Source organism: Mycobacterium sp. 852002-10029_SCH5224772, from assembly GCF_001667315.1.
Taxonomy (GTDB): Bacteria; Actinomycetota; Actinomycetes; order Mycobacteriales; family Mycobacteriaceae; genus Mycobacterium.
Genome location: NZ_LZHT01000074.1, coordinates 1 through 26,607 on the forward strand (window position 1 = coordinate 1; position 26,607 = coordinate 26,607).

The 26,607-nt window shown below is 67.3% G+C and carries 17 protein-coding genes and 1 pseudogene; 12 read left to right on the top strand and 6 right to left on the bottom strand.

Annotation, left to right across the window (positions count from 1 at the left end; translation table 11 throughout):
- Positions 1–63: 63 nt before the first annotated feature.
- A pseudogene (locus A5775_RS12170) lies at positions 64–774 on the bottom strand (SDR family oxidoreductase); the annotation flags it as partial.
- A gap of 19 nt (positions 775–793) precedes the next feature.
- Positions 794–1,615 carry a FadR/GntR family transcriptional regulator gene (locus A5775_RS12175; protein ID WP_067252321.1) on the bottom strand — a complete coding sequence of 274 codons (822 nt, stop codon included), beginning with the start codon at positions 1,613–1,615 and terminating at the stop codon, positions 794–796.
- Positions 1,616–1,709: 94 nt separating this feature from the next.
- On the opposite strand from A5775_RS12175, the gene A5775_RS12180 reads away from it, so the two are divergent.
- Complete coding sequence (locus A5775_RS12180) at positions 1,710–4,124, top strand: CoA transferase (RefSeq protein WP_067252323.1); 2,415 nt, start codon at positions 1,710–1,712, stop codon at positions 4,122–4,124.
- A gap of 18 nt (positions 4,125–4,142) precedes the next feature.
- A complete protein-coding gene (locus A5775_RS12185) occupies positions 4,143–4,337 on the top strand; it encodes a ferredoxin (protein ID WP_067252325.1) in 195 nt (64 codons plus the stop codon).
- Positions 4,338–4,417: 80 nt separating this feature from the next.
- On the opposite strand, the gene A5775_RS12190 is transcribed toward A5775_RS12185, so the two are convergent.
- Positions 4,418–5,668, bottom strand: a complete 1,251-nt coding sequence (locus A5775_RS12190; RefSeq protein ID WP_067252328.1) for a cytochrome P450 — start codon at positions 5,666–5,668, stop codon at positions 4,418–4,420.
- Positions 5,669–5,777: 109 nt separating this feature from the next.
- On the opposite strand from A5775_RS12190, the gene A5775_RS12195 reads away from it, so the two are divergent.
- The 6 genes from A5775_RS12195 to A5775_RS12220 are packed head-to-tail and all read left to right on the top strand — an operon-like array spanning position 5,778 to position 10,457.
- The gene (locus tag A5775_RS12195) at positions 5,778–6,905 is read left to right on the top strand and encodes an aromatic ring-hydroxylating dioxygenase subunit alpha (protein ID WP_156660672.1); all 1,128 of its coding nucleotides are present in this window, start codon (positions 5,778–5,780) and stop codon (positions 6,903–6,905) included.
- Positions 6,905–8,470: an AMP-binding protein gene (locus A5775_RS12200; RefSeq protein WP_067252333.1), complete on the top strand. Its 1,566-nt coding sequence runs from the start codon at positions 6,905–6,907 to the stop codon at positions 8,468–8,470. The genes A5775_RS12195 and A5775_RS12200 overlap by 1 nt, the downstream gene beginning before the upstream one ends.
- Before the next feature lie 36 nt (positions 8,471–8,506).
- A complete protein-coding gene (locus tag A5775_RS12205) occupies positions 8,507–8,932 on the top strand; it encodes a nuclear transport factor 2 family protein (RefSeq protein ID WP_067252336.1) in 426 nt (141 codons plus the stop codon).
- 13 nt (positions 8,933–8,945) lie between these two features.
- Positions 8,946–9,476, top strand: a complete 531-nt coding sequence (locus A5775_RS12210; protein ID WP_067252338.1) for a MaoC family dehydratase N-terminal domain-containing protein — start codon at positions 8,946–8,948, stop codon at positions 9,474–9,476.
- Complete coding sequence (locus A5775_RS12215) at positions 9,473–9,934, top strand: MaoC/PaaZ C-terminal domain-containing protein (protein ID WP_067252341.1); 462 nt, start codon at positions 9,473–9,475, stop codon at positions 9,932–9,934. The genes A5775_RS12210 and A5775_RS12215 overlap by 4 nt, the downstream gene beginning before the upstream one ends.
- Positions 9,927–10,457, top strand: coding sequence for a maleylpyruvate isomerase family mycothiol-dependent enzyme (locus A5775_RS12220; protein ID WP_067252344.1), 531 nt, complete (start codon positions 9,927–9,929; stop codon positions 10,455–10,457). The genes A5775_RS12215 and A5775_RS12220 overlap by 8 nt, the downstream gene beginning before the upstream one ends.
- Here the strand turns inward: A5775_RS12220 and A5775_RS12225 are convergent.
- The gene (locus A5775_RS12225; protein WP_067252347.1) at positions 10,452–11,918 is read right to left on the bottom strand and encodes an aldehyde dehydrogenase; all 1,467 of its coding nucleotides are present in this window, start codon (positions 11,916–11,918) and stop codon (positions 10,452–10,454) included. The genes A5775_RS12220 and A5775_RS12225 overlap by 6 nt on opposite strands.
- A gap of 138 nt (positions 11,919–12,056) precedes the next feature.
- Here A5775_RS12225 and A5775_RS12230 point away from each other — a divergent pair, with 138 nt between their 5' ends.
- On the top strand, positions 12,057–13,412 hold the full coding sequence (locus A5775_RS12230; protein ID WP_067252349.1) for a lipocalin-like domain-containing protein: 1,356 nt from the start codon (positions 12,057–12,059) through the stop codon (positions 13,410–13,412).
- Here A5775_RS12230 and A5775_RS12235 read toward each other — a convergent pair.
- Both A5775_RS12235 and A5775_RS12240 read right to left on the bottom strand, forming a co-directional pair.
- Positions 13,401–14,546, bottom strand: a complete 1,146-nt coding sequence (locus A5775_RS12235; protein ID WP_067252352.1) for an aromatic ring-hydroxylating dioxygenase subunit alpha — start codon at positions 14,544–14,546, stop codon at positions 13,401–13,403. The two genes, A5775_RS12230 and A5775_RS12235, sit on opposite strands and share 12 nt — an antisense overlap.
- A 75-nt stretch (positions 14,547–14,621) precedes the next feature.
- Positions 14,622–15,455 (bottom strand): helix-turn-helix domain-containing protein, encoded by an 834-nt coding sequence (locus A5775_RS12240; protein ID WP_082952988.1) that lies wholly within the window; start codon positions 15,453–15,455, stop codon positions 14,622–14,624.
- 98 nt (positions 15,456–15,553) lie between these two features.
- Between A5775_RS12240 and A5775_RS12245 the strand changes: the two genes are divergently transcribed.
- From A5775_RS12245 to A5775_RS12255, 3 genes are all read left to right on the top strand, one after another.
- The gene (locus A5775_RS12245) at positions 15,554–15,991 is read left to right on the top strand and encodes a hypothetical protein (RefSeq protein WP_067252355.1); all 438 of its coding nucleotides are present in this window, start codon (positions 15,554–15,556) and stop codon (positions 15,989–15,991) included.
- A 68-nt stretch (positions 15,992–16,059) separates the two neighbouring features.
- Entirely contained in the window at positions 16,060–16,782 is a 723-nt protein-coding gene (locus A5775_RS12250) for a DUF1906 domain-containing protein (protein ID WP_067252358.1), read from the top strand.
- A gap of 549 nt (positions 16,783–17,331) precedes the next feature.
- On the top strand, positions 17,332–26,601 hold the full coding sequence (locus A5775_RS12255) for a type I polyketide synthase (protein ID WP_067252360.1): 9,270 nt from the start codon (positions 17,332–17,334) through the stop codon (positions 26,599–26,601).
- The last annotated feature ends 6 nt before the right edge of the window (positions 26,602–26,607 follow it).

Consider the following 26,607-nt stretch of genomic DNA (forward strand, 5'->3'; position numbering starts at 1 on the left):
GGGTGCGCCCGCAAGCTGGTCGAGCGCGGCTACGACGTGGTGCTCACGGCGCGCCGCGAAGACCCGTTGCGCGCGGCGCCGCGCCTCGGTGGGCACGACCGGCGGTCGCGCGAAGGGGCCGCGCTCCACCGCGGACAAGCGGATCTCCGGCAAATCGACCGACGGGTCAACGGTATCCAGCCACACGACCGCCTCGGCGACGTCGGATACCGCGATCGCGTACATCTCGAACGGAACGTCCTGCAGCATCTCGGTGGCCACCGGGCCCGGCGTGACCACATGCACGCTGATGCCGTCGCGATCGACTTCGAGCGCCAGGGCCCGCGCGAACGCGTTCATGCCGGCTTTGGAGGCGGAGTACGCCGTGCGGGCGGGCATGGGCTCGTGCGCCGCCGAGGACGAGATGAACACCAGCCGCGAGCCCGCCTTCATTTTGGGCAGTACCGCAGATGTCACCACGAAGCACGAATCCAGGTTGGCCGACATGATGGCCTGCCACTGCTCGAATGTCTGCTTGCGCGCGTAGGTTCCGCCGAGCGCCCCCGCCGCGTGCACCACGAGGTCGATTTCCTCCAATCCGCTTATCGCGGCGGGGAATCCGATCGGGTCGGAGGCGTCGGCCACCACGTGGCGCGCACCGATCTCCGCGGCGGCCGCGCGCAACGGGTCTTCGCGGCGCGCCGTGAGCACCACGTCGTAGCCGCGCTCGACCAGCTTGCGGGCGCACCCTTTTCCGATCCCGCCGCTACCGCCGGTGACCAATGCGGTTCGCATGACCGTTGCAGGCCGCCCTTCAGGAGTGCCGAATATCCCGCGACCGCGACAAGGCCTGGGGGGAAAGCGCATAGATGCGCTGATCGTGCTGACCGGACAGGACGTAGGTCTGCGTGTCGGCGAGATGGCGCCCGGCGATACGCCGGGCCCGGTCGACGTTGCCCTCCGCGATGGTCTCGGTCAGCTTGACATGCGTGTTGAGCACCGCGCGGCGCTGAGTCAGCGAGGGGTAGGTGCCACGCGATGCACTCTCGTCGGCCCACTGCCGCTCGTGACTGGTCCACAGCGTCTCCAAGCTGCCCACGACCGCGATGATCGTGTGGTTACCGCAGCCGCGAACAACGAGATCGTGGAATTCACGGCCTATTTCGGTGAACCGGCGGCCGTCTTCGAGGTGTTCGGCCATCGACTCGTTGATCCGCGTGAGTTCGGGCACCAGGGTCTCGGCCCGGTCCGGGCGGCGGGCGGCCAGCGCGGCGCACGCGGGCTCGAGTTCCTGCAACGCCATGCCGAGATCGGCCACCTCAACGGACTCGCTCTGCAGCAACAGGCCGAGCATGTAGGCGGCGCTGGTCTTGGCCGGGGCATGAACGACGGCGCCGCCGCGGTTGCCCCGACGCACCGAAACCAGCCCCTCGGTTTCCAGAATCCGCAAGGCTTCGCGTAGCGACACCAAACTCACGTTGAATTGTTCGACGAGTACCTCTTGGCGCGGTAGGAGATCGCCATCGGCGAGATCGCCGTCGATGATCTGACGGCGCAACTCATCGGCTACGATTTCGGCGATCCGCGGCGCCGACAACCGGCGCCGGGCGTCGGGGCCAATTCCCAAGGCGGTCATCCGATCCTCAAAACAAGAGCAACTCGCTGGCTTAGCTATTTTAGCAGTAATGATATAAATAGCTTCTCTGATCGCGCGTCGATCGGAAGGGCGGGTGCAATTGAGCGAGCGGTCCGACAGCCGGCCGACACCGCTACAGGATTTGCGTGTCGTCGAGATCAGTGACCGGATAGCGGGCAGCTACTGCGGCAAGCTGCTGCTCGACGCCGGCGCGCAGGTCTGCAAAATCGAACCGCCGCAAGGGGATTGGCTGCGGCGGTATTCCGCCAGCAGATCACCGGTTGCCGAAGACCGCCCCGCGCCGTTTTTCAGTTACCTCAACGCCGGCAAGCGCAGCATGACGTTCGTGCCCGGCGCGAATGATTCGGCGCGATTTCGCGCCACGTTGACCGCGGCCGACGTCGTTGTCGTCACCGCCGGCCGGGCGCGGGCCGCGGCGCTGGGCATCGACCCCCAGCAACTGCTGGAACACTCGCCTCGGGCCGTGATCGTCACGATCTCCGATTTCGGCTGGAGCGGACCCTATGCGGACCGCGCCGCCAGCGAGTTCACCTTGCAAGCGTGGGCGGGCTCACCGGGCTTTCGCGGCGATCCCGACGGGCCCCCGATATCCATCGGTGGCGACCTCGGTGAGTACATGGGCGGCGTCTTCGCGGCGTTCGGTGCGTTGGCCGTGCGCCGGCGCGTCGAGCGCGGCGGGCCCGGCGAGCACCTGGACCTGTCCATGCTGGAAGCGCTGACCACGATGCAGAGCAGCGAGTGGCTGCATTCGCAGCTGCTACGCGTTCCCCCGATCCGCCGCACCACCGAAGTGCCGTCGATCGAACCCGCCAAGGACGGCTACGTCGGGATCACCATGGTCACCGGCCAGCAGTGGCTCGACTTCGCCGCGATGGTCGAATGCCCGCAGCTGGAGGAGATCGAACAGCTGCGGTTCCAAATCGGCCGGTGGCAATACCGCGACCTGATCCGCGAACAGATCCGTCCCTGGCTGGCCGAACGGACCGTCGCGGAAATCGTCGAGCTCGGGCAACTGTTCCGGCTGCCGATCGCCGCGCTGGGCAACGGCTCCACCATCCGGGATCTGGAATACGTGCGCCAGCGGCAGGCCTTCACTCACAACCCCGCCGGTTTTCACCAACCGCGCCCACCGTGGCTGATGTCGGCCTGCGCGCCGGCCCCCGTGCGAGAGACGCCGGACCTCGGCGAGGCCGATGACGAGTCCCTTTGGCGCCGTGACGAATCCGAAGTCGAGCCGGCGCTGGACGGGCTACCACTGGCCGGTGTCCGCATCATCGACCTGACCGCGTTCTGGGCCGGGCCCGCCGCAACCCACCTGATGGCCGCGTTCGGCGCCGACGTCGTCAAGATCGAATCGATCCAGCGCCCCGACGGAATCCGCTACTCGGGCGGAATGCGCAACGACGTGGACGATTGGTGGGAGTACGGCTGGGTGTTCCACGCAATGAACACCAACAAGCGTTCGGTCACACTGGATTTGGGCTCCGAGCAGGGGCGCGGCCTGCTCACCGAACTGGTTGCCGGCGCCGACGTCGTGATCGAAAACTTTTCGCCGCGGGTGATGGAGCACTTCGGCCTCACCGCCGACGTCCTGCTCGAGGTCAACCCCAAACTCGTGTTCGCCCGGATGCCCGCGTTCGGCGTCGAGGGCCCGTGGCGGGATCGGGTCGGCTTCGCCCCCACCATGGAGCAGATCGCGGGCCTGGCCTGGGTGACCGGCCTGCCCGAGACCCCGCCGGTGACACCACGCGGGGCCTGCGACCCGCTGGCCGGTGTGCACGCCGCGTTCGCCGTGCTGGGCGCGCTGAGCTTCGCCGAACGCACCGGGTCGGGCCAGCTCATCGAACTGCCGATGCTGGAAACGGTGCTCAACGCCACAGCGATCCAGACGATCGAGTCCGAGGTCTTCGGCGTCACGCTGAGCCGGCGGGGCAACCGCGGTCACGGGGCGGCGATCCAGAACATCTACCGCTGCGCCGCCGCCGGCGACCACAACGACAACTGGATCGCGGTGACCGTTCGCGACGATGCGCAATGGCGCGCGCTGGTCGACCTGATGGGCCGCCCCGCCTGGTCCGGCGATGCGGCTTTGTCCACGATCGCCGGCCGCGAAAAACGAGCCGACGACATCGATGCGCGGCTGGCGGAGTGGTTCGTCCGCCAGCCACTGGAATCGACGGTGGAACTCTTGGCGGGCGCGCGAATTCCTGCCGCGCCGGTGGTGTCGCCGTCGCTGGTCACCGACAATCCGCAGCTGCGCGACCGCGGGTTTTTCGAAGCGCTGCATCATGGCAGCACCGGGCTCGGTCTGTACCCCTGTCCGCCGTTCGCCCTGCTGGATGGCCAGGACCAATGGCTGCGGCGGCCGCCGCCGAAGCTGGGCGAGCACAATGAAGAAATCCTGCGCGAACGGTGCGGGCTGACCGACGACGAACTGACACGCCTTGCGACCAGCGGGGTGATCGGGACCCGACCCAAGGGTCTTTAGAGAAGTGGAGGGCATCTGATGCGCGTGACGGTCGACGAGAACTTGTGTGAGGCCAACGGCTTCTGCGAATCGCTGGCGCCGGAAGTATTCGAGTTGGGGGACGCCGACGTGGTGCAGATCGCGGACGGTCCGGTGCCGGCGCGCCTGGAGATCGACGTGCGCGCGGCGGTGGATCAGTGCCCGAAGGCCGCGCTGCGGCTAGTCGAGGACTGATCCAGCGGTGGCGGGCTCGCCGTCGTGGTGTGCCCCCTGGATATCGCGTGCCTGGGAAGGCTCGGCCCCCATTGGCTGACTCACCGCCGCTCGCGTAGCGATATCGCCATCGCGTCGTAGATCGACATGTTGGTGGTCAGGTTGGGATGGGCCACCTTGGCCGGGCCGATTTCGATGTCATCGCAACGAAGCAGCAGTTCGTCGAAGACTGCGCGCAGTTCCGCGCGGGCCAGCATGGCGCCCAGGCAGTGATGTGGTCCGCCACCCCCGAACGCCACCTGCGGGTTGGGCTGGCGGCCGATGTCGAAGGCGAACGGCGATTCAAAGACTTCCTCGTCGCGGTTGGCCGAGCGCAGCATCGACACCACGCGTTCGCCCTTGGCGATGTGCTGGCCGTCCATCTCGACATCGACCTTCGCGGTGCGCGTCCAGTACGCCACCGGCGACGCCCAGCGCAACACTTCCTCGACCGCGCCGGCCCGCAGCGCTTCCTGCGCGCGATACCGCTCGATCTGCTCCGGATTTCGCACAAACGCCTGCAGCCCGATGGCCAGCGCGTTCTTCGTGGTGTCGCTGCCGGCAAAGGCCAGCACAAAGAAGAAGAACTCGAGTTCGTTGGCGGGCAAGCTGAATCGCTCGCCGTCGTCACCGGTGATCACCGCGGTCGCGAGCGTGCTCCAGATGTCGTCGGTGGGATTGCGGCGCTTTTCGGCGGTGAGCTCCGTCGCGTATTCGAAGACCGAGCCAAAGAGCTCGAGTTCCACCTGACCGCTCGGGCCCGCCTCGGGCGCAAGCGCCTTCAAGATGCGGTCGAAGATGTCGAATATTCGCGGCCGGTCCTCCGCCGGGATGCCGATGATGTCGCCGATGACCGACATCGGCAACGCGTCGGCGACGTCATCGATCCAGTCCCCACCGCCCTGTGCGAGCAGGCCGTCGATCATCCGCGCCGCACGCGTCCGGATGCCGTTCTCCAGCTTGGCGATCGCACGCGGGTTGAAGGCGTTGAAGATCAGTTTTCGGCGCTTATTCAGGTCCGGTGGGTCCAACGTGATGATCGTCGGGAACGACGCGAACATGGCGACCGGCTGGATGAGCGGACCGTCAATGGCCGTGAACGACTCGACGTCGCGGTGCAGGCGGATCACATGCCGATGCTTGGTGGCCACCCAGAATTCGCGCGGCACGCCGCCGGGAAACAGCGCGGCGACACCCGGAGTCAGGTCGTGCCGGAACAGCGGCCTGCTGCGTCGCAGCTCGGCGAACAGGTCGTCGGGAAAGCCGTTGCACCACAAGGACAGATCGGACAGATCGACCGCTGCAGCCGTCATCATCGAACCCCGTTCTGCCCTGACACGCACCATGATGCGGTGAGCGCCGCGTTGACGTTCTATGCTTAAGATAGTAAAAATAGAGCTAGTCGTCGAACTTGGAGTGCTCGTGACGCATACAGTTTCGGACTCGGCCCCCGAGTCGGCCGAGGACCCCTCGGAGCGCGAGTTCGGGCAGGCCGGCATCGCCTTGTCGACCTATCGCTTCCCGACCGGCTGGTTCATCGTCGCGTTCGGATCCGACCTGGCTCCCGGTCAGGTCAAGCGCGCGCACTACTTCGGCGAGGAGCTGGTGCTGTTCCGCACCGCGTCGGGACAGGTCCACGTGATGGACGCCTACTGCCAGCACCTCGGCGCCAACCTCGGCGTCGGCGGCACCGTGGAGGGCGAGAACATCGTCTGTCCGTGGCACGGTTGGCAATGGCGAGGTGACGGCAGCAACGCGCTGATTCCCTACAGCAAGATCGGCTGCAAGAACAACGTCCGCATCCGGACCTATCCGAGCATGGAGTGGTACGGCTTCGTCCTAGCCTGGCACGAGCGGCACGGGCGGGCGCCCTACTGGCAGCCGCCGGTGCTGCCCGAGCTGGAGACCAACGAGTATTACCCCCTGCACCCGCACACCCAGATGCTCAACCGGGTCAAGGTGCACCCGCAGATGATCATCGAGAACGCCGCCGACCCATACCACGTGCAGTACGTGCACAAGGCCGCCAATCCGGCCACCACCGCGTCGTTCGAGGTGGCCGGCTACCACCTGCACGCCACGGTCAACGCCCATTTCGGCGGGGGACGGGCGCAGACGTGGCTGACGCCGAACGGGCCGGTCGACGCGAAGATCATTTACGACAACTATTCGCTGGGGCTCGGCGTGGTGCGATTCCCCAGCGAGCTGGTGGCCACCGTCCAGGTCACCGGCCAGACGCCGGTCGACGAGGACTACACGGACTACTTCTACACCCAGGCCTCCGTGCGTGAACCGGGCGACACCGGTGACGTGCCCACCGGACGTGCCGCCCGGTTCCTCGCCCTGCAGCAAGAAGTCATCAAGCAGGACTTCTTCACCTGGGAGAACATGAAATATCTGGAGAAGCCGAATCTGGCTCCCGAAGAGGCGCACGATTACGCGGCCCTTCGCCGCTGGGCGCACCGCTTCTACCCGGGAACGCAACCGTCGCCGGCCGATTTCGGCTACACCGCCGACGGCGAGCCCGACCCGGCGGCCGCGAAAGCCTGATGCCCGGTCCCGCCGATTTCGGTGTCGACAGTTTCACCGTGCCGGCCGTGCTGGATCGGCGCGCCGAGCAGCATCCCGACCGGGTGATGATGTCGATCGCCGGTGTGGACGTGACCTTCGAGCAGATGCGGCGACGGTCCCGCGCGGCGGCAAACATACTGTCCGGCTTGGGCGTCGGCCGCGGCGATTGCGTGGCATTGTTCACCGCCACCTGCCCGGAATGGGTTTACTTCTGGCTGGGCGCGGCGCGCATCGGCGCGGTCAGCGCGGCCGTCAATGCCGCGAACAAGGGCGATTTTCTGCTGCACACGCTTCGGTTGTCGCGGGCCAAGGTGATCCTCACCGACGTCGAGCGCCGGCCCCGCGTCGACGAGATCGCCACCCGGCTGGACACGATGACCGACGTTGTGGTGTTCGACGATTCGCTCACCGAGGCGTTGCACAGCACTCCCCGTCACCCGGTAAGCGACAGCCCCGCGGGGGCGGCAGACGTGGGGGTGCTCTTCTACACCTCGGGCACGACCGGTCCCTCGAAAGCCGTTGCCACCACATGGCATTACCTGTTCTCGGTGGCCGCAACCGCCGCATCGGCGTGGCAGTTCGGCCCGGGCGAGGTGCTGTGGACGGCGATGCCGCTGTTCCATCTGAGTGCGGCGCCCAGCGTGCTGGCACCGATGCTGGTCGGTGGAACCACCGTGTTGGCGAACGCCTTTCACCCCGGCCAGGTGTGGGATGAGATACGAGCCTGCGGCGCCATCGGTTTCGCCGGCGCCGGCGCGATGGTGTCGATGCTGCAGAACCTGCCGGCGGATCCGCGTGACGCGCAGCTACCGCTGCGGTTCATCTCCGCGGCGCCCATCGACGCGGCTTCCTCCCGCGACATCGAAAAGCGCTACGGCTGCCGCATCGTCACGATGTACGGATTGACCGAGGCATTCCCGATCGCCCTCAAGGCCGTCACCGACGAGGGGCTACCCGGGACCTCGGGCCGGCCGAATCCCGATTTCGACGTGCGCATCGTCGATCAACGCGGCAAACCGCTGCCGCCCGGCGCCGTCGGGGAGATCGTCTGCCGGCCCAAGCGGGCGCACGTGATGAGCGAAGGCTATGTGAGCCAGGGCCTGCGGATAGACCCACATCCGGAGTGGTTCCACACCGGCGATCTGGGCCGGCTCGACGCCGATCAGAACCTGACCTACGTCGACCGCGTCAAAGACTCGTTGCGCCGGCGCGGCGAAAACGTCTCCTCGGTCGAAGTGGAGACCGTCGTCATGCGCCACCCCGGCGTGGCCGAAGCCGCGGCCGTCGGTGTCCCCAGCGACTTGGGCGAAGACGACATCTTGGTGGTCGTGACGTTGCGTCCCGGGGCCACGCTGGAGTGCGCGGAGTTGCTCGACTTCTGCGCGGCCCGGATGCCGTACTTCTGCGTGCCGCGATACGTCGAGGCGGTTGATGAACTGCCGAAGAACGGCATTGGGCGCATCCGTAAGGACCTCTTGCGCCGCCGCGGCGTGCATCCGGACACCTGGGATCGTGAGAAAGAGGGGTATATCGTTGGCCGGTAACGTTGCCCGCCGCTTTGAGGGAGGCTGCGAAGCACTATGAGCATGACCTATCAGGAACAGCAGTGGCTTCATGCCGTCACGGGCCGCGCTGCCATCCTGAATCTGAACGCCCGGCACAATCGAGCCTATTCGGAGGGCGACCGCGAGCGTTGGATCGGCACCTTCCGCCATTCCGGCGCCAGCTATGCCCGTGGCGGCGAGGTGTTCACCGATCTGCGTGCCGCATTCGACGGCGGCGACGGACAACGGTTGGTCACGGTCGACCACGAGATCAGCGTCGACGGGGTCAACGCGGAGCAGTGTTGTGTCGCTGTGCTTTTCGCCGCAATGTTCGAGGACACCACGCTGCGGGCGACCGGGATCTTCCGCGACACACTGGTCTACGAACGGGGTGGCTGGTATTTCACCTCCCGCACGTTGCAGTGGGATTCCGTCCCGAGTCGGCATCCGCTCGTGATGTGAGCGGCATCGATACGTGGATCAGGATTTCAGTCAGCGGCTGGCCTTCGGAACCTATGAAGATGCGCTGCGGATGGTCGGCGCGAAGAGCGAACCGCGCACCGCGGCGACGGCGGTCAGTGCCGCGCGTATCCAGTTGTTCGCCGCGATGGTCCGCGACGGGAATCGCTCCTATTGGGATTCCGAGTTCGCTCGTCGGCAATGGGGAGGTCTGCTCGCGCCGCCCGCATTGCTGATGGGCTGGTTGATCGCGCCGCCGTGGCAGCCCGGCGGCAGGCGGCCCGGTTCGTTGATCGCCCTGCGGGTGCCGCTGCCGGGCACCACATTCATCAACGCGGCCAACGAGGTTGAGTTCCCCCACCCCATCGTCGAAGGCGACGTGCTCACCGTCGTCGACGAGCTGGTATCGGTGTCGCCGGAAAAGCGGACCAGGCTGGGCGTCGGTCATTTCGTCGAGACGCTGGAGACCTATCGCCGCCAGGACGGCACCACGGTCGCCACCTCCCGCAACACCCTGTTCCGCTTTACCCCCGGGCCGCCCTCGTGACCGGCGAGGGCCTGGACTGGAACCGGATCACGGTTCCGGTCGAGCTGCCCGAAGTGGTTGACCACATCAGCTACCAGCGCGTGGTGGAGAACACCGGAGCGACCTGGGACTACTTCCCCGGCCACTTCGACCCGGATTATGCTCACGCTCAAGGCAATCCGACGATCTATGTCAACACGATGCACCTCGCCGGTTTCGCCGACCGGGTCGCGGCCGAGTGGGCGGGACCGCGTAGCCGCGTCGTGCGTCGTTCCATGCGGCTGACGGGGTCGGTGTACGCCGGCGACACGATTACCGGCCGGGGACGGGCGGTGGCCAAACGGCGGGACACGTCGGTGGAACCGCCGCGCTGTCTGGTCGACATCGAAATCCAGGTGACCAATCAGCATGGCGCCCTGTGCTGCCCGGTGGAGCTGACCTTGCAGATGCCCGAAGGCCCGCACCACGGCGATGGATGACGAAGCCGAACTGCACCTGGCGGTGTGCCGGCGGTTCGGTGAGGCGGTCGCCGCGGCGACCGGCAAATGGGACCGTCCGTCCCCGTGCGATGCCTGGGATGCACGCGGCGTGCTCGAGCACGTCATCGGATTCCATGACGTACTCCTGTTGCGTCCCTTGGGACTCAAGCCCGACCGGCCGCGCGAAGATCCCCGCGAGCGATGGCGATTGACGTATCACGCGCTGACGGAGGCCCTTACCCCGGGCGTCGCGGCTCAGCTTGATGCGTACACGTTGATGCCGAATCTGACCCGTGATGTGTTGGTGCATGCCTGGGACCTCGCACGTGCGGTGGGGGCCGACGACAGCTTGGACCCCGAGTGGTGCGAACTGTTTTGCGCCGGCTTACCCGCGGATCGTCAGAGGCTGAGTTTCGGGGTGATGTTCAAAGCACCGCTTGTCGTGCCCGACGAAAGCGACGCGCAGACAAGGCTTCTCGCAGGGCTGGGCCGCGATCCTCGATGGAGGCCGATTAGCTCATAGCGGCGGCAGCTGGCCTTTGCAGATCAGCGTCTGCAGCTCGACATACTCGTGCAGGCCCTCGGGGCCGAACTCGCGCCCGATGCCGGATTGCTTGAACCCGCCGAACGGGGCGCCGATGTCGAGGGTGTACATGTTGATGCCGTACGTCCCCGTGCGCACGGCCGCCGCGACCTCGAGGCCGTGCGCGACGTCGGATGTCCACACCGAACCGGCCAGACCGTAGTCGGTCTCGTTGGCGATGCGGACCGCGTCGTCCTCGTCGCGGTAGCGCAGCACCGTCAACACCGGCCCGAAAATCTCCTCGCGGGCGATGCGCATGTCGTTGGTGGCGTCGGCGAACAGCGTCGGCTGCACGTACCAGCCGCGCTCGGACGGGGCGTGTTCGCCGCCGAGCACGACGCGGGCGCCTTCGCTGCGGCCGGACTTGATGTAGTCCTGGACGCGGCGCTGCTGGCGTTGGGCCACAAGCGGTCCGATGTCCGTGGCCTCGTGGGCCGGGTCGCCGACATTGAGCGCTGACATCATGCCGGCCAGCGCGTCGACGACCTCGTCGTGCTTCCGGTCGCTGACCAGAATGCGGGTCTGGGCGACGCAGGCCTGACCGTTGTTCATCAGGCCGGCGCTCTTCAAGCCGGCCACCGTCTTGTCGATGTCGGCGTCGTCGAGAATGATCGCCGCCGACTTGCCGCCCAGCTCCAGGCTCACGCGTTTCAACTGCTCCCCGCACAGGGCGGCGATCCGGCGTCCGACGGCGCTGGAGCCGGTGAACGCGATCTTGTCCACGCCCGGGTGGCGCACCAGCGCCTCGCCGACGTCGGTACCTCCGGGCAGCACGGAGACGACACCTTCGGGGAGATCCAGCTGCTCGATCATCTCGGCCAACCACAAAGCGTCCAAAGGCGTTTCGGGTGCCGGCTTGACGATCACCGTGCAGCCGGCGATCAGGGCCGGGATCAGCTTGGGCATGATCAGAAATTGCGGCACGTTCCAGGGCACGATCGCCCCCACCACCCCGACCGGGGCCCGGTGCAGGTGCACTTCGCCCAGCACCCCCTGGCGGCGCTCGGCCCAGGGAAAGTCGCGGGCGGCCGCCAGGGAGAGGTGAATCAGGGAGGCGGCGGCCGCCCCCTGGCCCATCCGGCTGAAACTGCGCGGCGATCCCATCTCGTCGGTGATCAGGTCGGCCATCTCGTCGCTGTGACCGGCGTAGATCGCGGCGAGCTGTTCGACTTTGGCCATCCGATCGGCATGACTCATCCGTGGCCACGGTCCGTGATCGAAGGCGCGCCGCGCGGCGACGACAGCGGCCTCGACGTCCTCGGGGCCGGCCGCCTGGACGTGGCCGACCGGCTCTTCGGAGTGCGGCGAGATCACGTCGAGCCGTTCGGGATTGGCGGGCTTGCGCCACTGTCCTCCGATGAACACTTCGTCATAACAACGATGGTCGGAATTTTTTGTCATCGGGGCGCCTCCTCGAGGCAGTGGTGGGTGCAGTCAAGACCGTGACCGTAATTCGCTATTGACGCTAACATAGCGAAGAAAGAGCGAGGCGGGAAGCCGCGAGCGCATCATCAGCGACGATGTCGAGGCGGGCGTGATATGAAGAGCGACTGGCGCAGTTACCCATTCCAGTTGGTGCCCGGCGACGGCCAACTCGAGTTTCCCGCCGCCGAGGGCGAACACCCCGACCAGGAGTCGGACACCTGGTTCATCGCCGGCCAGCTCGAAGCCGCCGAGACCGACCGGTCATTTGCCTTCCTGACCATCTTCAACAAGAACCGGCCCGGCGGGACGATCGTCGCCGACTTCTACACGATGGCACTTTTCGACCTCGATACCGGCGACTACGGCACCTACACGGATTACGACATGCCGCCGGCCAACCTCGAACCGGGAGCGTCGCGCAAGCTGGAGCTGGCGACGGGCCATCTCGACATCAGCTATGCCAGCGGTGCCGGCACCGCGTCATGGGCCACCTGCCGCAACGGCGACGGCGGTTTACTGCCCTACACCTACCGCGTCAGCCTGGTGGGGGAGGACCATTCCGGCCGGCCCATGCGGCTTGATCTGGCCGTAACCCCCACGCGCGCACCGACTCCGGTGGGTGCGTCGACGTACAATGGCAAGATCGTCTGCTTCGGCCAAAACGACACCTATTCCTATTTCCAGACCGGTATGGCGATGACCGGCACCCTGCGCTGGGGACACGAGGTTCACCAGGTTTCGGGCAGCAGCGGGCATGTCGATCGGCAGTGGTTCCCGAAGTATGCCGGCGGCGGCGGAAGCGCGGGGGACCCGCGGGCCAGGTCTCACGAATGGCGCACCATCAACTTCGACAACGGCGTCGACTTGAGCATCTGGCGCCAGTTCGATCGCACGAACGACAATGTCCTGCAGCCGTTTACCGGCGTCACCGCAAGCTATCCCGACCCCGCCATGGCGCCGCAATGCGCCGAAGACGTCGAGGTCACGGTACGCAGCTATGTCCGGTGGCCAGAGGGGGTGCGGCCCCTGGTGCGCCCGCTCGCCCCGGCCCGATACATGCCTGATCGCCACCGGATTACCTGTCCCACACTGGGTCTCGACGTCGTCGGCGAGCCGGTTGTGCCGGCGCCCGCGCATGGTCTGCCGATCGAATACATGGAAGGGCCGTACCGCTATCGCGGGACGCTTGGGGGGCAACCCGTGACCGCGTTCGCCTTCAACGAACGATCACTTGCGCTGTATCGGGATTGGGAATTGGTCGAGGTGCTGACCACCACCGTCACCAATACAGAACCGTCCGATCCCGACCTGCAGACGACTGTGGATCAGCTGGTGCCGTTGATCGCCGCTGGCCGTCGGCGTGAGGCGGTTGAACTGCTGGCCGTGGTCCGCCCCGCCCAAACGGGCGTGCTGGCAACACTATTGGATGACCTGGTCGCGGTCTTGTCGGCGGACGATTCAGGTAGCTGACTCCGCCAGCGCCTCGGCCCACGTGAGGTGGCGGTGCTGCAATCCCGGTTCGTTGCGGCCGAACAGCAGGTGGTCGCGGGCCCCCGACTCGAGATTGGCCTGGAGCCCCGCGACCAACCGGTAGTCCTCGTCGCGCACGGTCGCGTGCGCGTAGTCGAAGACCGCTTGAGCGCCGGCCGCGGCCGATTCGTCGGACAGGTCCTGCGGTGTTGCGTTCTGGTGGACGGTGATCGACCTGCCGGGCTGATCGCCGGGGTAGACACGGAAGAGCTCACCGTTGGCGATCGTCACCGAGAGCACGATGTTGGGGAACAGCGCATAGATCACGACCATGTTGTGGAACGGATTCCACTGGTCCTCGGGCACGTCGTCGAGCTCCAGAATCGTGTTGAGCGGGAAGACCAGCCGGTGATGCGGGCCATAGGAGTCGAACACCGTGCAGTTGCTGCGCGCGATGGTGGCGAAGGTCTGTTGATGGACGGTGGCGAAATGGTAGTTCTCGGCGAACGTGTCGATCGCGAGTTTCCAGTTGATCGGCGAGTCGAGCACCTTTTCGCCCAACGGCGACCAGCGGCCGATACCCCAGGAATCGAGTTCCTCGGCGAGCGGCCCCAGGTGCGCGGCCACGTCCATGGTCGTACCGGGATCCAGTGAGACCCACAGGAATCCGGCGAATTCGGTCGCCGGCAGTTCGGCCAGGCCGTCGGAGCGCAGGGTCACGTCCGGGAACCCCTCGCGCCCCGGCACCCCGACCAACCGCCCGGTGTTGTCGTAGGTCCATGCGTGGTAGGGGCAGGTGAACCGCTTGGCGGTGCCGCATCCGGTGACCACCTGCGACTGCCGATGCAGGCAGACGTTGTTGAACGCCTTCACCGATCCGTCGGCGGTTCGGGTCAACAGGATGGACCGACCCATCACCGTCTTGGTGCAATACGCGCCGGGGGTGGGGAGTTCGGACACGTAGCCGACCAATTGCGGGCTGGCCAGCAGCATGGCGCGGTCGACGTGGTGGCGTTCGAGACTGGTGTAGTCACGCGCGTCGACCCTGTGCTCGCGCGGCGCGAGGTCGGTTGTCTTGTCGCGCGCCAACTTCACGGCACGCCGGGTCAGGTCGATGAGTTGGTCGCGGTCCATCTGAACTCCGATTGCAGTCAAGCGCTCGCGGTAATTCTACTAACTTTATAGTGATAACAAAATAAGGTCCAAGCGCTAACGTGAGCCGAGGTAGGGCAGCACCTGCGGCTGCTGCTGCGCGATCGCCCGCAGCCGCTGATCACCATCGAGACCGTGCAGGTAGTCGGCGGTCGCCGGGTCCGCGGGAAAGAACGACTCGATGATGAGGCTCTCCACCGAAATGTCCAGCGGGCTGCCAAAGGTGGCGATGGTGCTGACGAACCGAAGCTCGGTGGCGTCCAGGGTGACCATTTGAAACGGCACGTACAACTCGCCGGTCCGCTCGCCGCGGTCGGCTCCCGGAGGCGCCGGATAACTCGATAGCTCCTCGTAAAGACGGCGGATGTCGGGTGCCGCGGTGGCCTGCGCGTGCCGGCGGACCCGGCCCACGATGGCCGAGTGCACCTCGGCGCGGTTGAGCAATCGCTGCGCCAATCCCCGCGGGTGCAGGCACAATTTCATGACGTTGATCGGTGGCTGCAGCAGTTCCGGGTCGACCCCTTCGGCGAGCACGATGCAACCCACATTTCCCGCGATCAGGTTCCAGCAGGCATCGGTGACGATGGCTGGGTAAGGGGCGTGGCCGGCCAATATCGAGTCGATGGCCGCCTTCACCGGCCTCATCCGCTCGGCATCCAATGTGTGCTCGCCGAACACGGGCGCGTAGCCGCCGTCGAGCAACAGTCGGTTGCGCGCGGCCAGCGGGAGATCCAGTGACTCGCCGATGCGCAGCAACAGGGCGCGGCTGGCGTTGGCCCGGCCGGTCTCGACGAAGCTGAGATGGCGCGGCGAGACGCCAAGCTGATGCGCGAGTTCCATCTGGCTCAATCGCCGACGGGTGCGCCACTCGCGCACCGCGATACCCGCCATCTCCCCAGACATCTTCGAAACCTAACGCGATCGCGCAGCCCTAAACCACTACCTCAAAGGTAATCGACATACTTACCTGTGCGGCGAAGACTGCATTCATGACCGCAACACTGAAACCAGCCCTGCCGCCGCAGCCCGCGGGCCTGCGCCGCGCATTTGCCGCGGCCGCCGTCGGACGGATCCTGTTGGGCGCCACCGCGTTTGCGTACCCGGCGTCCCAGACACGGATGAACGGGGTGCCGGACCACCTGCTGTCCACGGAGCTCAAGTACCTGATCCGCATTTTCGGGGCCCGCGCCCTGGCCCTGGGTGTCGGCTATCTCGGCAGCGACGAAGCCAACCGCCGGCGGTGGCAATACATCGGCCTGATGGTCGACACGCTGGACAACCTCAACGCCGGGATGGAGCTCAGACACCTCAAACGCGGCGATCCCAAGGTCCGCTCGCTGCTGAGCCTGATGGCGGTAACCGGCCCCTACGCGATGTTGGGCGCGGCGGGCGCGCTGCAGCGCCGATACGCCACTGTGACACTGTGACACTGTGACACACCTGTGACCAGTGTGATCAATGTGGTATATGAGGTTTCTGTCGTACCCTGTGGCTTGTGTCATCCGTTTCGCGGCGCGACCTGTTCAAATACGCGACCGCGGCGCCGGCCCTCCTGGGTCTGGGCGTCGCGGGTGCGTCGTTGCGCGCCGCCCCGGCCTCGGCATCGCTGGGCACCCTGCTGGACTATGCGGCCGGGGTCATTCCGGCCAGCCAGATCCGGGCCGCGGGTGCCGTCGGGTCCATCCGGTACGTGTCCGATCGGCGCCCCGGCGGCAAGTGGATGCTGGGCAAGCCGATCCAGGTCGCCGAAGCGCGCGACCTGCACAGCAACGGCCTCAAGATCGTGTCCTGCTACCAGTACGGCAAGGGCAACACCGCGGACTGGTTGGGCGGCGCCAACGCCGGCCTGCAGCATGCGCAGCGCGGAATGCAGCTCCACGCCGCGGCCGGCGGGCCCGCCGCCGCGCCCATCTATGCCTCGATCGACGACGACCCCTCCTATGAGCAGTACAAAAGCCAGATCGCGCCCTACCTGCGGTCCTGGGAGTCGGTGATCGGCCATCAGCGCACAGGCGTGTACGCCAATTCGAAGACCATCGACTGGGCGCTGCACGACGGTTTGGGCTCCTACTTCTGGCAGCACAACTGGGGCTCACCGAAGGGGTACGCCCATCCCGCCGCCAATCTGCACCAAGTTGAAATCGACAAACGCAGCGTCGGCGGGGTCGGAGTGGACATCAACGAAATCCTCAAACCCCAATTCGGACAGTGGGCTTAGCCACCCACAGCGCCGTGCGTCCCGACCGGGGTTCGGCCTCTTAGAAAGCCCAGCAAACACTCGTTCGCTCATTTTCGGGCCGGACGGACGCGCGTGCTCGGCGGCCTGCGCCGCCGATGACGCTTAGAGGGCGCTCCGCGGCCCGAAATTTTTATATAACGATTCGATAACAAAACTGCTTTGATCTGCGCAGTTATAGCTACTCGACCGTAACCACCTGCATGCAGCGGGTTTGTGAATCGGGTGCGCGCCGCCGGTCAAAGCGCGCGTTACCCACAACACGGTTACCCATGCGTAGAACTCGTCAGTAACCGATCACCACGCAAAACGAGGTCCGAATCTTATGACACTCTTAGTGCAGCCGATGAAGTCCGTCGCACCGCTCAGCACGATCTGGCCGGTCCGCCGACAACGCACCGGCCCGCCGTTTCCCGGCTGTGATTCGACGCTGAACCACGCCGCATCGACCGGCACCGGCGAGGCCCAGCCTCTGGTGGTGACCGCCCAGACGAAGACACGTAAAGACGCATATCAGGGGAGACAGAGAAGGTGACGATCCACGAGCATGACCGGGTGTCCGCTGATCGCGACGGGCACGGCCCGCAGGGGGGCAAGCACGCCGCCGGGGACACCCATGCTCTCGTCGACCGCCTGGCGGCCGGTGAACCCTATGCCGTGGCCTTCGGTGGCCAGGGCAGCGCCTGGTTGGAGACCCTCGAAGAACTGGTGTCCTCTGCCGGCATCGAATCGGATCTGGCGACGCTGGTCGGTGAGGTGGACCTGCTGCTGGAGCCGGTGGCAAAAGAGCTGGTCGTGGTGCGTCCCATCGGCTTCGAGCCGCTGACGTGGGTCCGCGCGCTGGCCGCCGAGGATCCGATCCCGTCGAACAAGCACCTGACCTCGGCCGCGGTGTCGATCCCGGGCGTGCTGCTCACCCAGATCGCGGCCGTGCGCGCCCTGGCGCGCCAAGGCATGGATCTGAGTGCGACGCTGCCGGTGGCCGTCGCCGGGCATTCCCAGGGTGTGCTCGCCGTCGAGGCGCTCAAGGGTGGGGGCCCTCGCGACGTCGAGCTGCTGGCGTTGGCCCAGCTGATCGGTGCGGCCGGGACGCTGGTGGCCCGCCGGCGCGGAATCTCCGTGCTGGGCGACCGCCCGCCGATGGTGTCGGTCACCAATGCCGACCCCGAGCGCATCGGCCGGCTGCTCGACGAGTTCGCGCAGGACGTGCGGACCGTGCTGCCGCCCGTGCTGTCCATCCGCAACGGCCGCCGTTCGGTCGTCATCACCGGTACCCCGGAACAGCTGTCCCGCTTCGAGCTCTATTGCCAGCAGATCGCGGAGAAGGAAGAGGCCGACCGCAAGAACAAGTTGCGCGGCGGTGACGTCTTCTCGCCGGTGTTCGATCCGGTGCAAGTCGAGGTGGGCTTCCACACGCCCCGCCTGGCCGACGGCATCGACATCGTCGGCAACTGGGCCGAGAAGGTGGGCCTGGACGTCGACCTGGCCCGGGAACTGACCGAATCCATTCTGGTGCGTCCCGTCGACTGGGTGGAGGAGATCACCCGTGTCAACGACGCAGGAGCCCGGTGGATCCTCGACCTGGGCCCCGGCGACATCCTGACCCGGCTGACCGCGCCGGTGATCCGCGGCCTCGGTGTGGGCATCGTGCCCGCCGCGACCCGCGGCGGTCAGCGCAACCTCTTTACCGTCGGAGCCGTCCCCGAGGTGGCGCGGGCCTGGTCGAGCTACGCCCCGACGCTGGTTCGCCTGCCCGACGGCAGGGTCAAGCTCTCGACGAAGTTCACCCGGCTAACCGGCCGCTCGCCGATTCTGCTGGCGGGCATGACCCCGACCACGGTCGACGCCAAGATCGTGGCCGCCGCCGCCAACGCCGGACACTGGGCCGAGCTGGCCGGTGGCGGGCAGGTCACCGAGGAGATCTTCGCCGACCGGATCGAGGAGCTCTCCGGGCTGCTGGAGGACGGCCGCACCTACCAGTTCAACGCGCTGTTCCTCGACCCCTACCTGTGGAAGCTGCAGGTCGGCGGCAAGCGGTTGGTGCAAAAGGTGCGTCAGTCCGGCGCTGCCATCGACGGCCTGGTCATCAGCGCCGGCATCCCCGAGCTGGAGGAGGCCGTCGAGCTGATCGAGGAGCTCGGCGATGTGGGTATCAGCCACGTCGTCTTCAAGCCGGGCACCGTCGAGCAGATCCGGTCGGTCATCCGCATCGCGACCGAGGTGTCCACCAAGCCGGTGATCGTGCACATCGAGGGCGGCCGCGCCGGCGGCCACCACTCCTGGGAAGACCTCGACGACCTGCTGCTGGCGACCTACTCGGAATTGCGGTCGCGCTCCAACATCACCGTCTGCGTCGGCGGCGGCATCGGCACGCCCGAGCGGGCGGCCGAATACCTGTCCGGGCGCTGGGCGCAGGCTTACGGCTTCCCGCTGATGCCGATCGACGGGATCCTGGTCGGCACCGCGGCGATGGCGGCCAAGGAGGCCACTACGTCGCCGTCGGTCAAGCGCATGCTGGTGGAAACCCAGGGCACCGACCAGTGGATCGGCGCCGGGAAAGCCTCCGGCGGCATGGCATCCAGCCGCAGCCAGCTCGGTGCGGACATTCACGAGATCGACAACAGCGCCTCGCGGTGCGGCCGGCTGCTCGACGAAGTTGCCGGGGACGCCGATGCCGTCGCCGAACGCCGCGACGAGATCATCGCGGCGATGGCCACCACCGCCAAGCCGTACTTCGGCGACGCCGGCGAGATGACCTACCTGCAGTGGCTGCAGCGCTACGTCGAGCTGGCCATCGGCGACGGCGACTCCACCGCCGACACCGCCGCACCGGGCAGCCCCTGGCTGGCCGATACCTGGCGCGACCGTTTCCAGCAGATGCTGCAGCGGGCCGAAGCGCGTTTGGACCCAAAGGATTTCGGTCCCATCGAGACGCTGTACAACGACGAAAGCCTGCTGGAGAACCCCGAGGCGGCAATCGACCTGCTGGTCGACCGCTACCCCGACGCCGAGACCGTCCAACTGCACCCCGCCGACGTGCCGTTCTTCGTCACCCTGTGCAAGACGTTGGGCAAGCCGGTCAACTTCGTGCCGGTCATCGACAAGGATGTGCGGCGCTGGTGGCGAAGTGACTCGCTGTGGCAGGCCCATGACGCTCGCTACGACGCCGACCAGGTGTGCATCATCCCGGGCACCGCGGCCGTGGCCGGGATCACCCGAATGGACGAACCCGTCGGTGAACTGCTGGACCGCTTCGAGCAGGCTGCCGTCCACGCGGCGCTCGCCGCCGGAATGGAGCCGGCGGTCGTCACGTCGCGCCGCACCGGCCGCGCTGATGTGACCGGACCGCTGGCCGTCGTGCTGGACGCCCCCGACGTGCAGTGGGCCGGCCGCATCGCGATCAACCCGGTCCATCGGATCGCCGACCCGTCCGAGTGGCTGGTGCACGGAGACTCTGAAGGACCCGAAAGCCGCCGCGCCACCCATTCGTCCACCGGGTCGCGCCTCGAGGTCGACGACGACCGTGTGGTGCTCAGCGTCCCGGTATCGGGAGTGTGGGTCGATATCCCATTCACCTTGCCGCCCAACACCGTTGACGGTGCGACGCCCGTGGTCTCCACCGACGATGCCGCCACGGCCATGCGTGCGGTGCTGGCGATCGCCGCCGGCGTCGACGGACCGGAGTTCATGCCCCCGGTCACCGACGGGACGGCCACCCTCACGGTGGACTGGGACCCCGAGCGCGTCGCCGACCACACCGGGGTCACGGCCACGTTCGGGGAGCCGTTGGCGCCCAGCCTCACCACCGTCCCCGACGCCCTGGTCGGCCCGTGCTGGCCCGCGGTCTTCTCGGCGATCGGTGCGGCGGTCACCGACACCGGCATTCCGGTCGTGGAGGGCTTGCTCAGCCTGGTGCATCTCGACCACGCCGCGCACATGGTCGGCGCGCTGCCCAAGGCCCCGGCTCAATTGAGCATCACCGCAACGGCTTCGGCGGCCGCTGACACCGACATGGGGCGGGTCGTCCCGGTCTCGGTCGTCATAGCTGGCACCGACGGCCAGGTGATCGCCACCCTCGACGAGCGTTTCGCGATCCTTGGACGCACCGGTGCGGCCGAACTGACCGACCCGGTGCGTGCCGGCGGCGCGGTCTCGGAGAACGCGACCGACACTCCGCGTCGGCGCCGCCGCGACGTCACGATCACCGCACCGGTCGACATGCGTCCGTTCGCGGTGGTGTCCGGCGACCACAACCCCATCCACACCGACCGGGCGGCCGCCCTGCTGGCCGGCCTGGAATCGCCCATCGTGCACGGCATGTGGCTGTCGGCCGCCGCCCAGCACGCCGTGACGGCCACCGACGGTCAGGCCCGCCCGCCGGCGCGACTGATCGGCTGGACCGCCCGCTTCCTGGGCATGGTGCGGCCCGGCGACGAGGTTTCAATCCGTGTCGACCGCGTCGGAATCGACCAGGGCGCAGAGGTTTTGGAAGTCGTGGCCCGCATCGGATCGGACCTGGTGATGTCGGCAACGGCGCGCCTGGCTTCCCCGCACACCGTCTATGCGTTCCCCGGCCAGGGAATTCAGCACAAGGGCATGGGCATGGACGTCCGGGCCCGGTCCAAGGCCGCCCGCAAGGTGTGGGACAAGGCGGACAAGTTCACCCGCGACACACTGGGCTTCTCGGTCTTGCACGTGGTGCGCGACAATCCGACCAGCATCGTCGCCAGCGGTGTGCCCTACAACCACCCCGAGGGCGTGCTGTACCTGACGCAGTTCACCCAGGTCGCGATGGCCACGGTGGCGGCGGCGCAGGTCGCCGAGATGCGCGAGCAGGGTGCTTTCGTCGAAGACGCGATCGCCTGCGGGCACTCCGTCGGCGAGTACACCGCGCTGGCCTGCGTGACGGGCATCTACGAGCTGGAAGCGTTGCTGGAAACGGTATTTCACCGTGGATCGAAGATGCATGACATCGTGCCGCGCGACGAGATGGGCCGGTCCAACTACCGGCTGGCGGCGATTCGGCCTTCGCAGATCGACCTCCCGGATGACGAGGTCCCGGGATTTGTCGCCGGAATCGCCGAGAGCACAGGCGAATTTCTGGAGATCGTGAACTTCAACCTGCGCGGGTCGCAGTATGCGATCGCCGGCACGGTGCGCGGGCTCGAGGCGCTGGAAGAAGAGGTGGAGCGGCGTCGCGAGATCACCGGCGGCAAGCGGTCCTTCATCCTGGTGCCCGGCATCGACGTGCCCTTCCACTCGCGGGTGTTGCGAGTCGGGGTGGCCGAATTTCGGCGTTCGCTCGACCGAGTCATGCCGCGCGACAAGGATCCCGACGTCATCATCGGGCGCTACATCCCCAACCTGGTACCCCGCCCGTTCACCCTGGACCGCGACTTCATCCAGGAGATCCGCGACCTGGTGCCGGCCGAGCCGCTCGACCCGATCCTCGCCGACTACGACACCTGGCTGGCCGAGCGTCGCATCGAGATGGCGCGCATCGTGTTGATCGAGCTGTTGGCCTGGCAGTTCGCCAGCCCGGTCCGCTGGATAGAGACCCAGGACCTGCTGTTCACCGAGGAGGCCGCCGGCGGTCTGGGTGTGGAGCGGTTCGTCGAGATCGGTGTGAAGTCCGCACCGACGGTGGCGGGACTCGCGACCAACACCCTCAAGCTGCCCGAATATGCGCACAGCACAGTCGAAGTGCTCAACGCCGAGCGCGACGCCGCGGTGCTGTTCGCCACCGACACCGATCCCGAGCCGGAGGTCGAGGCCGAGCTGGATTCCGATTCGGCCGTTCCGGCCTCATCGGACGGTGCGCTCACGCCCGATGTCGCACCGGCCGCCGCAGCGGCTCCCGCCGCTGCTCCGTCGGGTGCTCCGCGCCCCGACGACATCGGATTCGACGCCGCCGACGCCACTTTGGCGTTGATCGCGCTGTCGGCCAAGATGCGCATCGACCAGATCGAGGAACTGGACTCCATCGAATCCATCACCGACGGTGCTTCGTCGCGGCGCAACCAGCTGCTGGTCGATCTGGGTTCGGAGTTGAACCTCGGTGCCATCGACGGCGCCGCCGAAGCCGACCTGGCCGGCCTGCGCGCCCAGGTGAGCAAGCTGGCACGCACCTACAAGCCCTACGGCCCAGTGCTTTCCGACGCGATCAACGACCAGCTGCGCACGGTGCTGGGGCCGTCCGGTAAGCGGCCCGCCGCCATCGCCGAGCGGGTCAAGAAGACCTGGGAGCTGGGCGAGGGCTGGGCCAAGCACGTCACGGTCGAGGTCGCGCTGGGAACCCGCGAGGGCACCAGTGTCCGTGGCGGCGCCATGGGTCACCTGCACGAGGGCGCATTGGCCGACACCGCGGCCGTCGACAAGGCCATTGATGCCGCGGTCGCTTCCGTCGCCGCGCGTCACGGCATCGCGGTGGCGCTGCCGTCGTCGGGCGGTGGCGGCGGCGGTGCGACCATCGACGCGGCCGCCCTGGGCGAATTCACCGCCCAGATCACCGGCCGCGACGGCGTGCTCGCCTCGGCGGCCCGCCTCGTGCTGAACCAACTGGGCCTCGACGACCCGGTCAGCGCGTCGCCGGCCGCCACCGATGCCGAGCTCATCGACCTGGTGACGGCCGAACTCGGTGCGGACTGGCCACGTCTGGTCGCGCCGGTGTTCGAGCCGAAGAAGGCTGTGCTGTTCGACGACCGGTGGGCCAGCGCCCGCGAAGATTTGGTCAAGTTGTGGCTGACCGACGAGGGCGACATCGACGCCCGGTGGGTGAGTCTGTCCGAAAGGTTCGAGGGCGCAGGCCATGTCGTGGCCACCCAGGCCACCTGGTGGCAGGGCAGAGCCCTGTCCACGGGCCGGCAGATCCACGCGTCGTTGTTCGGCCGGATCGCGGCCGGCGCCGAGAATCCGGATCCGGGCCCCTACGCAAACGAAGTCGCCGTGGTGACGGGCGCCTCCAAGGGCTCGATCGCCGCATCGGTCGCCGCGCGACTGCTCGACGGCGGCGCCACCGTCATCGCCACGACGTCGAAGCTCGACGACGAGCGGCTGGCGTTCTATCGGGGCCTGTATCGCGACCATGCCCGCTACGGCGCGGCGCTGTGGGTGGTCGCCGCCAACATGGCGTCCTACTCCGACATCGACGCGCTGGTCGAGTGGGTTGGCACCGAGCAGTCCGAAAGCCTTGGGCCGCAGTCGATTCACATCAAGGACGCGCAGACTCCGACGCTGCTGTTCCCGTTCGCCGCACCGCGCGTGGCCGGTGACCTGTCGGAGGCCGGCTCTCGCTCCGAGATGGAGATGAAGGTCCTGCTGTGGGCGGTGCAGCGGTTGATCGGCGGGCTGTCGAAGATCGGCGCCGAGCGCGACATCGCGTCGCGGCTGCACGTCGTGCTGCCCGGCTCACCGAACCGCGGAATGTTCGGCGGGGACGGCGCCTACGGTGAAGCCAAGTCGGCGCTGGACGCGTTGGTGAGCCGTTGGCACGCCGAATCCTCGTGGGCGGCAAGGGTCAGCCTGGCGCACGCGCTGATCGGCTGGACCCGCGGCACCGGACTGATGGGTCACAACGACGCCATCGTCGACGCGGTCGAGGAGGCCGGTGTCACCACCTACTCGACCGACGAGATGGCGGCAATGCTGTTGGCCCTCTGCGACATCGAGTCGAAGGTGGCGGCCGCCGGCGCGCCGATCAAGGCGGACCTGACCGGCGGGCTGGGTGAGGCCAACCTCGACATGGCCGAGCTGGCCGCCAAAGCCCGCGAGCAGGCCATCTCGGGTGATGACGGTGACCCTGAAGCCCTCGAGCGCGAGGGCGCCATTTCCGCGTTGCCGTCCCCGCCGCGCGGCTTCAGCCCGGCACCGCCCCCGGAATGGGCTGACCTCGACGTCGACCTGAACGACCTGGTGGTGATCGTCGGCGGTGCGGAGCTCGGACCCTACGGTTCGTCGCGGACCCGCTTCGAAATGGAAGTGGCCGGCGAGCTGTCGGCGGCCGGTGTGCTGGAGTTGGCCTGGACCACTGGACTGGTCAAGTGGGAGGACGATCCCCAACCCGGTTGGTACGACACCGAATCCGGCGACTTGGTCGACGAGTCGGAGTTGGTCGATCGCTACCACGACGCCGTGGTCGAGCGGTGCGGAATCCGCGAATTCGTGGATGACGGTGCGATCGACCCCGATCACGCCTCACCGCTTCTGGTCAGTGTCTTCCTCGACAAGGACTTCTCGTTCGTGGTGTCCAGCGAGGCCGACGCGCGTGCGTTCGTCGAGTTCGATCCCGAGCACACCGTGGCCCGGCCGGTGCCGGACTCCGGCGACTGGGAGGTGATCCGCAAGGCCGGCACCGAGATCCGGGTTCCGCGGAAGACCAAGCTGTCCCGGACCGTCGGCGCGCAGATCCCCACCGGGTTCGACCCGACGGTGTGGGGCATCACCCCGGACATGGCCAATTCCATTGACCGGGTGGCGCTGTGGAACATTGTGGCCACCGTCGATGCGTTCCTGTCCTCGGGCTTCACCCCGACCGAGCTGCTGCGCTGGGTGCACCCGAGCCTGGTGGCCTCCACGCAGGGCACCGGCATGGGCGGCATGACCTCGATGCAGACCATGTACCACGGCAACTTGCTGGGCCGCGCCAAGCCGAACGACATCCTGCAGGAGGTGCTGCCGAATGTTGTTGCGGCCCACGTCATGCAGTCCTACGTCGGTGGCTACGGCGCGATGGTGCACCCGGTCGCGGCCTGCGCGACGGTCGCGGTGTCGGTCGAGGAGGGCGTGGACAAGATCCGGCTCGGCAAGGCCGAATTCGTGGTCGCCGGCGGGTTCGACGATCTGACCCTGGAGGCCATCATCGGCTTCGGTGACATGGCGGCCACCGCCGACACCGAGATGATGAGGGCCAAGGGCATCAGCGATTCGAAGTTCTCGCGCGCCAACGACCGGCGGCGCCTCGGGTTCCTGGAAGCCCAGGGTGGTGGCACCATCCTGCTGGCCAACGGTGCGCTGGCGGCCAAGATGGGATTGCCGGTGCTGGCCGTGGTCGGCTACGCGCAGAGCTTCGCCGACGGTATGCACACCTCGATCCCGGCACCCGGGCTCGGCGGCCTCGGCGCCGGGCGCGGTGGCAAGGACTCGGTGCTGGCCCGCTCGCTGGCCAAGCTGGGCGTGGGAGCCGACGACATCGCGGTCGTGTCCAAGCACGACACCTCGACGCTGGCCAACGACCCCAACGAGACCGAGCTGCACGAGCGGCTGGCCGACTCGATGGGCCGGTCACCGGGTAACCCGCTGTTCGTGGTGAGCCAGAAGACCCTCACCGGTCACAGCAAGGGTGGCGCGGCGGCGTTCCAGCTGATGGGCCTGTGCCAGATGCTGCGTGACGGCGTCATCCCGCCCAACCGCAGCCTGGATTGCGTCGACGACGAGCTGGCCACCGCCGGTCACTTCGTCTGGGTGCGTGAGGCTTTGGACCTGCGCGGCAAGTTCCCGCTCAAGGCCGGTCTGGTGACCAGCCTCGGCTTCGGCCACGTGTCGGGCTTGATCGCGTTGGTGCACCCCGAGGCGTTCATCGCCGCGCTGGACCCGGCGGATCGGGACGGCTACCGCAAGCGGGCCGAGCAGCGCATGCTGGCCGGTCAGCGCCGGCTGGCTTCCGCGATCGCCGGTGGGCGTCCGATGTACGAAAAGCCGGCTGACCGACGGTTCAACCACGACGAGCCGGAGAAGCGTCAGGAGGCGACGATGTTGCTCAACGCCGACGCCCGCCTGGGCGAAGACGATCTTTACGTCGGCTAAGGTCGG

What these genes read in the sequence shown, in the direction of transcription:
- A5775_RS12200 (WP_067252333.1), top strand. Translation starts at nt 6,905, where the DNA reads ATGCCCGGTCCCGCCGATTTCGGTGTCGACAGTTTCACCGTGCCGGCC.
- A5775_RS12205 (WP_067252336.1), top strand. Translation starts at nt 8,507, where the DNA reads ATGAGCATGACCTATCAGGAACAGCAGTGGCTTCATGCCGTCACGGGC.
- A5775_RS12175 (WP_067252321.1), bottom strand. Translation starts at nt 1,615, where the DNA reads ATGACCGCCTTGGGAATTGGCCCCGACGCCCGGCGCCGGTTGTCGGCG.
- A5775_RS12240 (WP_082952988.1), bottom strand. Translation starts at nt 15,455, where the DNA reads ATGGCGGGTATCGCGGTGCGCGAGTGGCGCACCCGTCGGCGATTGAGC.
- A5775_RS12185 (WP_067252325.1), top strand. Translation starts at nt 4,143, where the DNA reads ATGCGCGTGACGGTCGACGAGAACTTGTGTGAGGCCAACGGCTTCTGC.
- A5775_RS12220 (WP_067252344.1), top strand. Translation starts at nt 9,927, where the DNA reads ATGGATGACGAAGCCGAACTGCACCTGGCGGTGTGCCGGCGGTTCGGT.
- A5775_RS12245 (WP_067252355.1), top strand. Translation starts at nt 15,554, where the DNA reads ATGACCGCAACACTGAAACCAGCCCTGCCGCCGCAGCCCGCGGGCCTG.
- A5775_RS12230 (WP_067252349.1), top strand. Translation starts at nt 12,057, where the DNA reads ATGAAGAGCGACTGGCGCAGTTACCCATTCCAGTTGGTGCCCGGCGAC.
- A5775_RS12235 (WP_067252352.1), bottom strand. Translation starts at nt 14,546, where the DNA reads ATGGACCGCGACCAACTCATCGACCTGACCCGGCGTGCCGTGAAGTTG.
- A5775_RS12225 (WP_067252347.1), bottom strand. Translation starts at nt 11,918, where the DNA reads ATGACAAAAAATTCCGACCATCGTTGTTATGACGAAGTGTTCATCGGA.
- A5775_RS12190 (WP_067252328.1), bottom strand. Translation starts at nt 5,668, where the DNA reads ATGACGGCTGCAGCGGTCGATCTGTCCGATCTGTCCTTGTGGTGCAAC.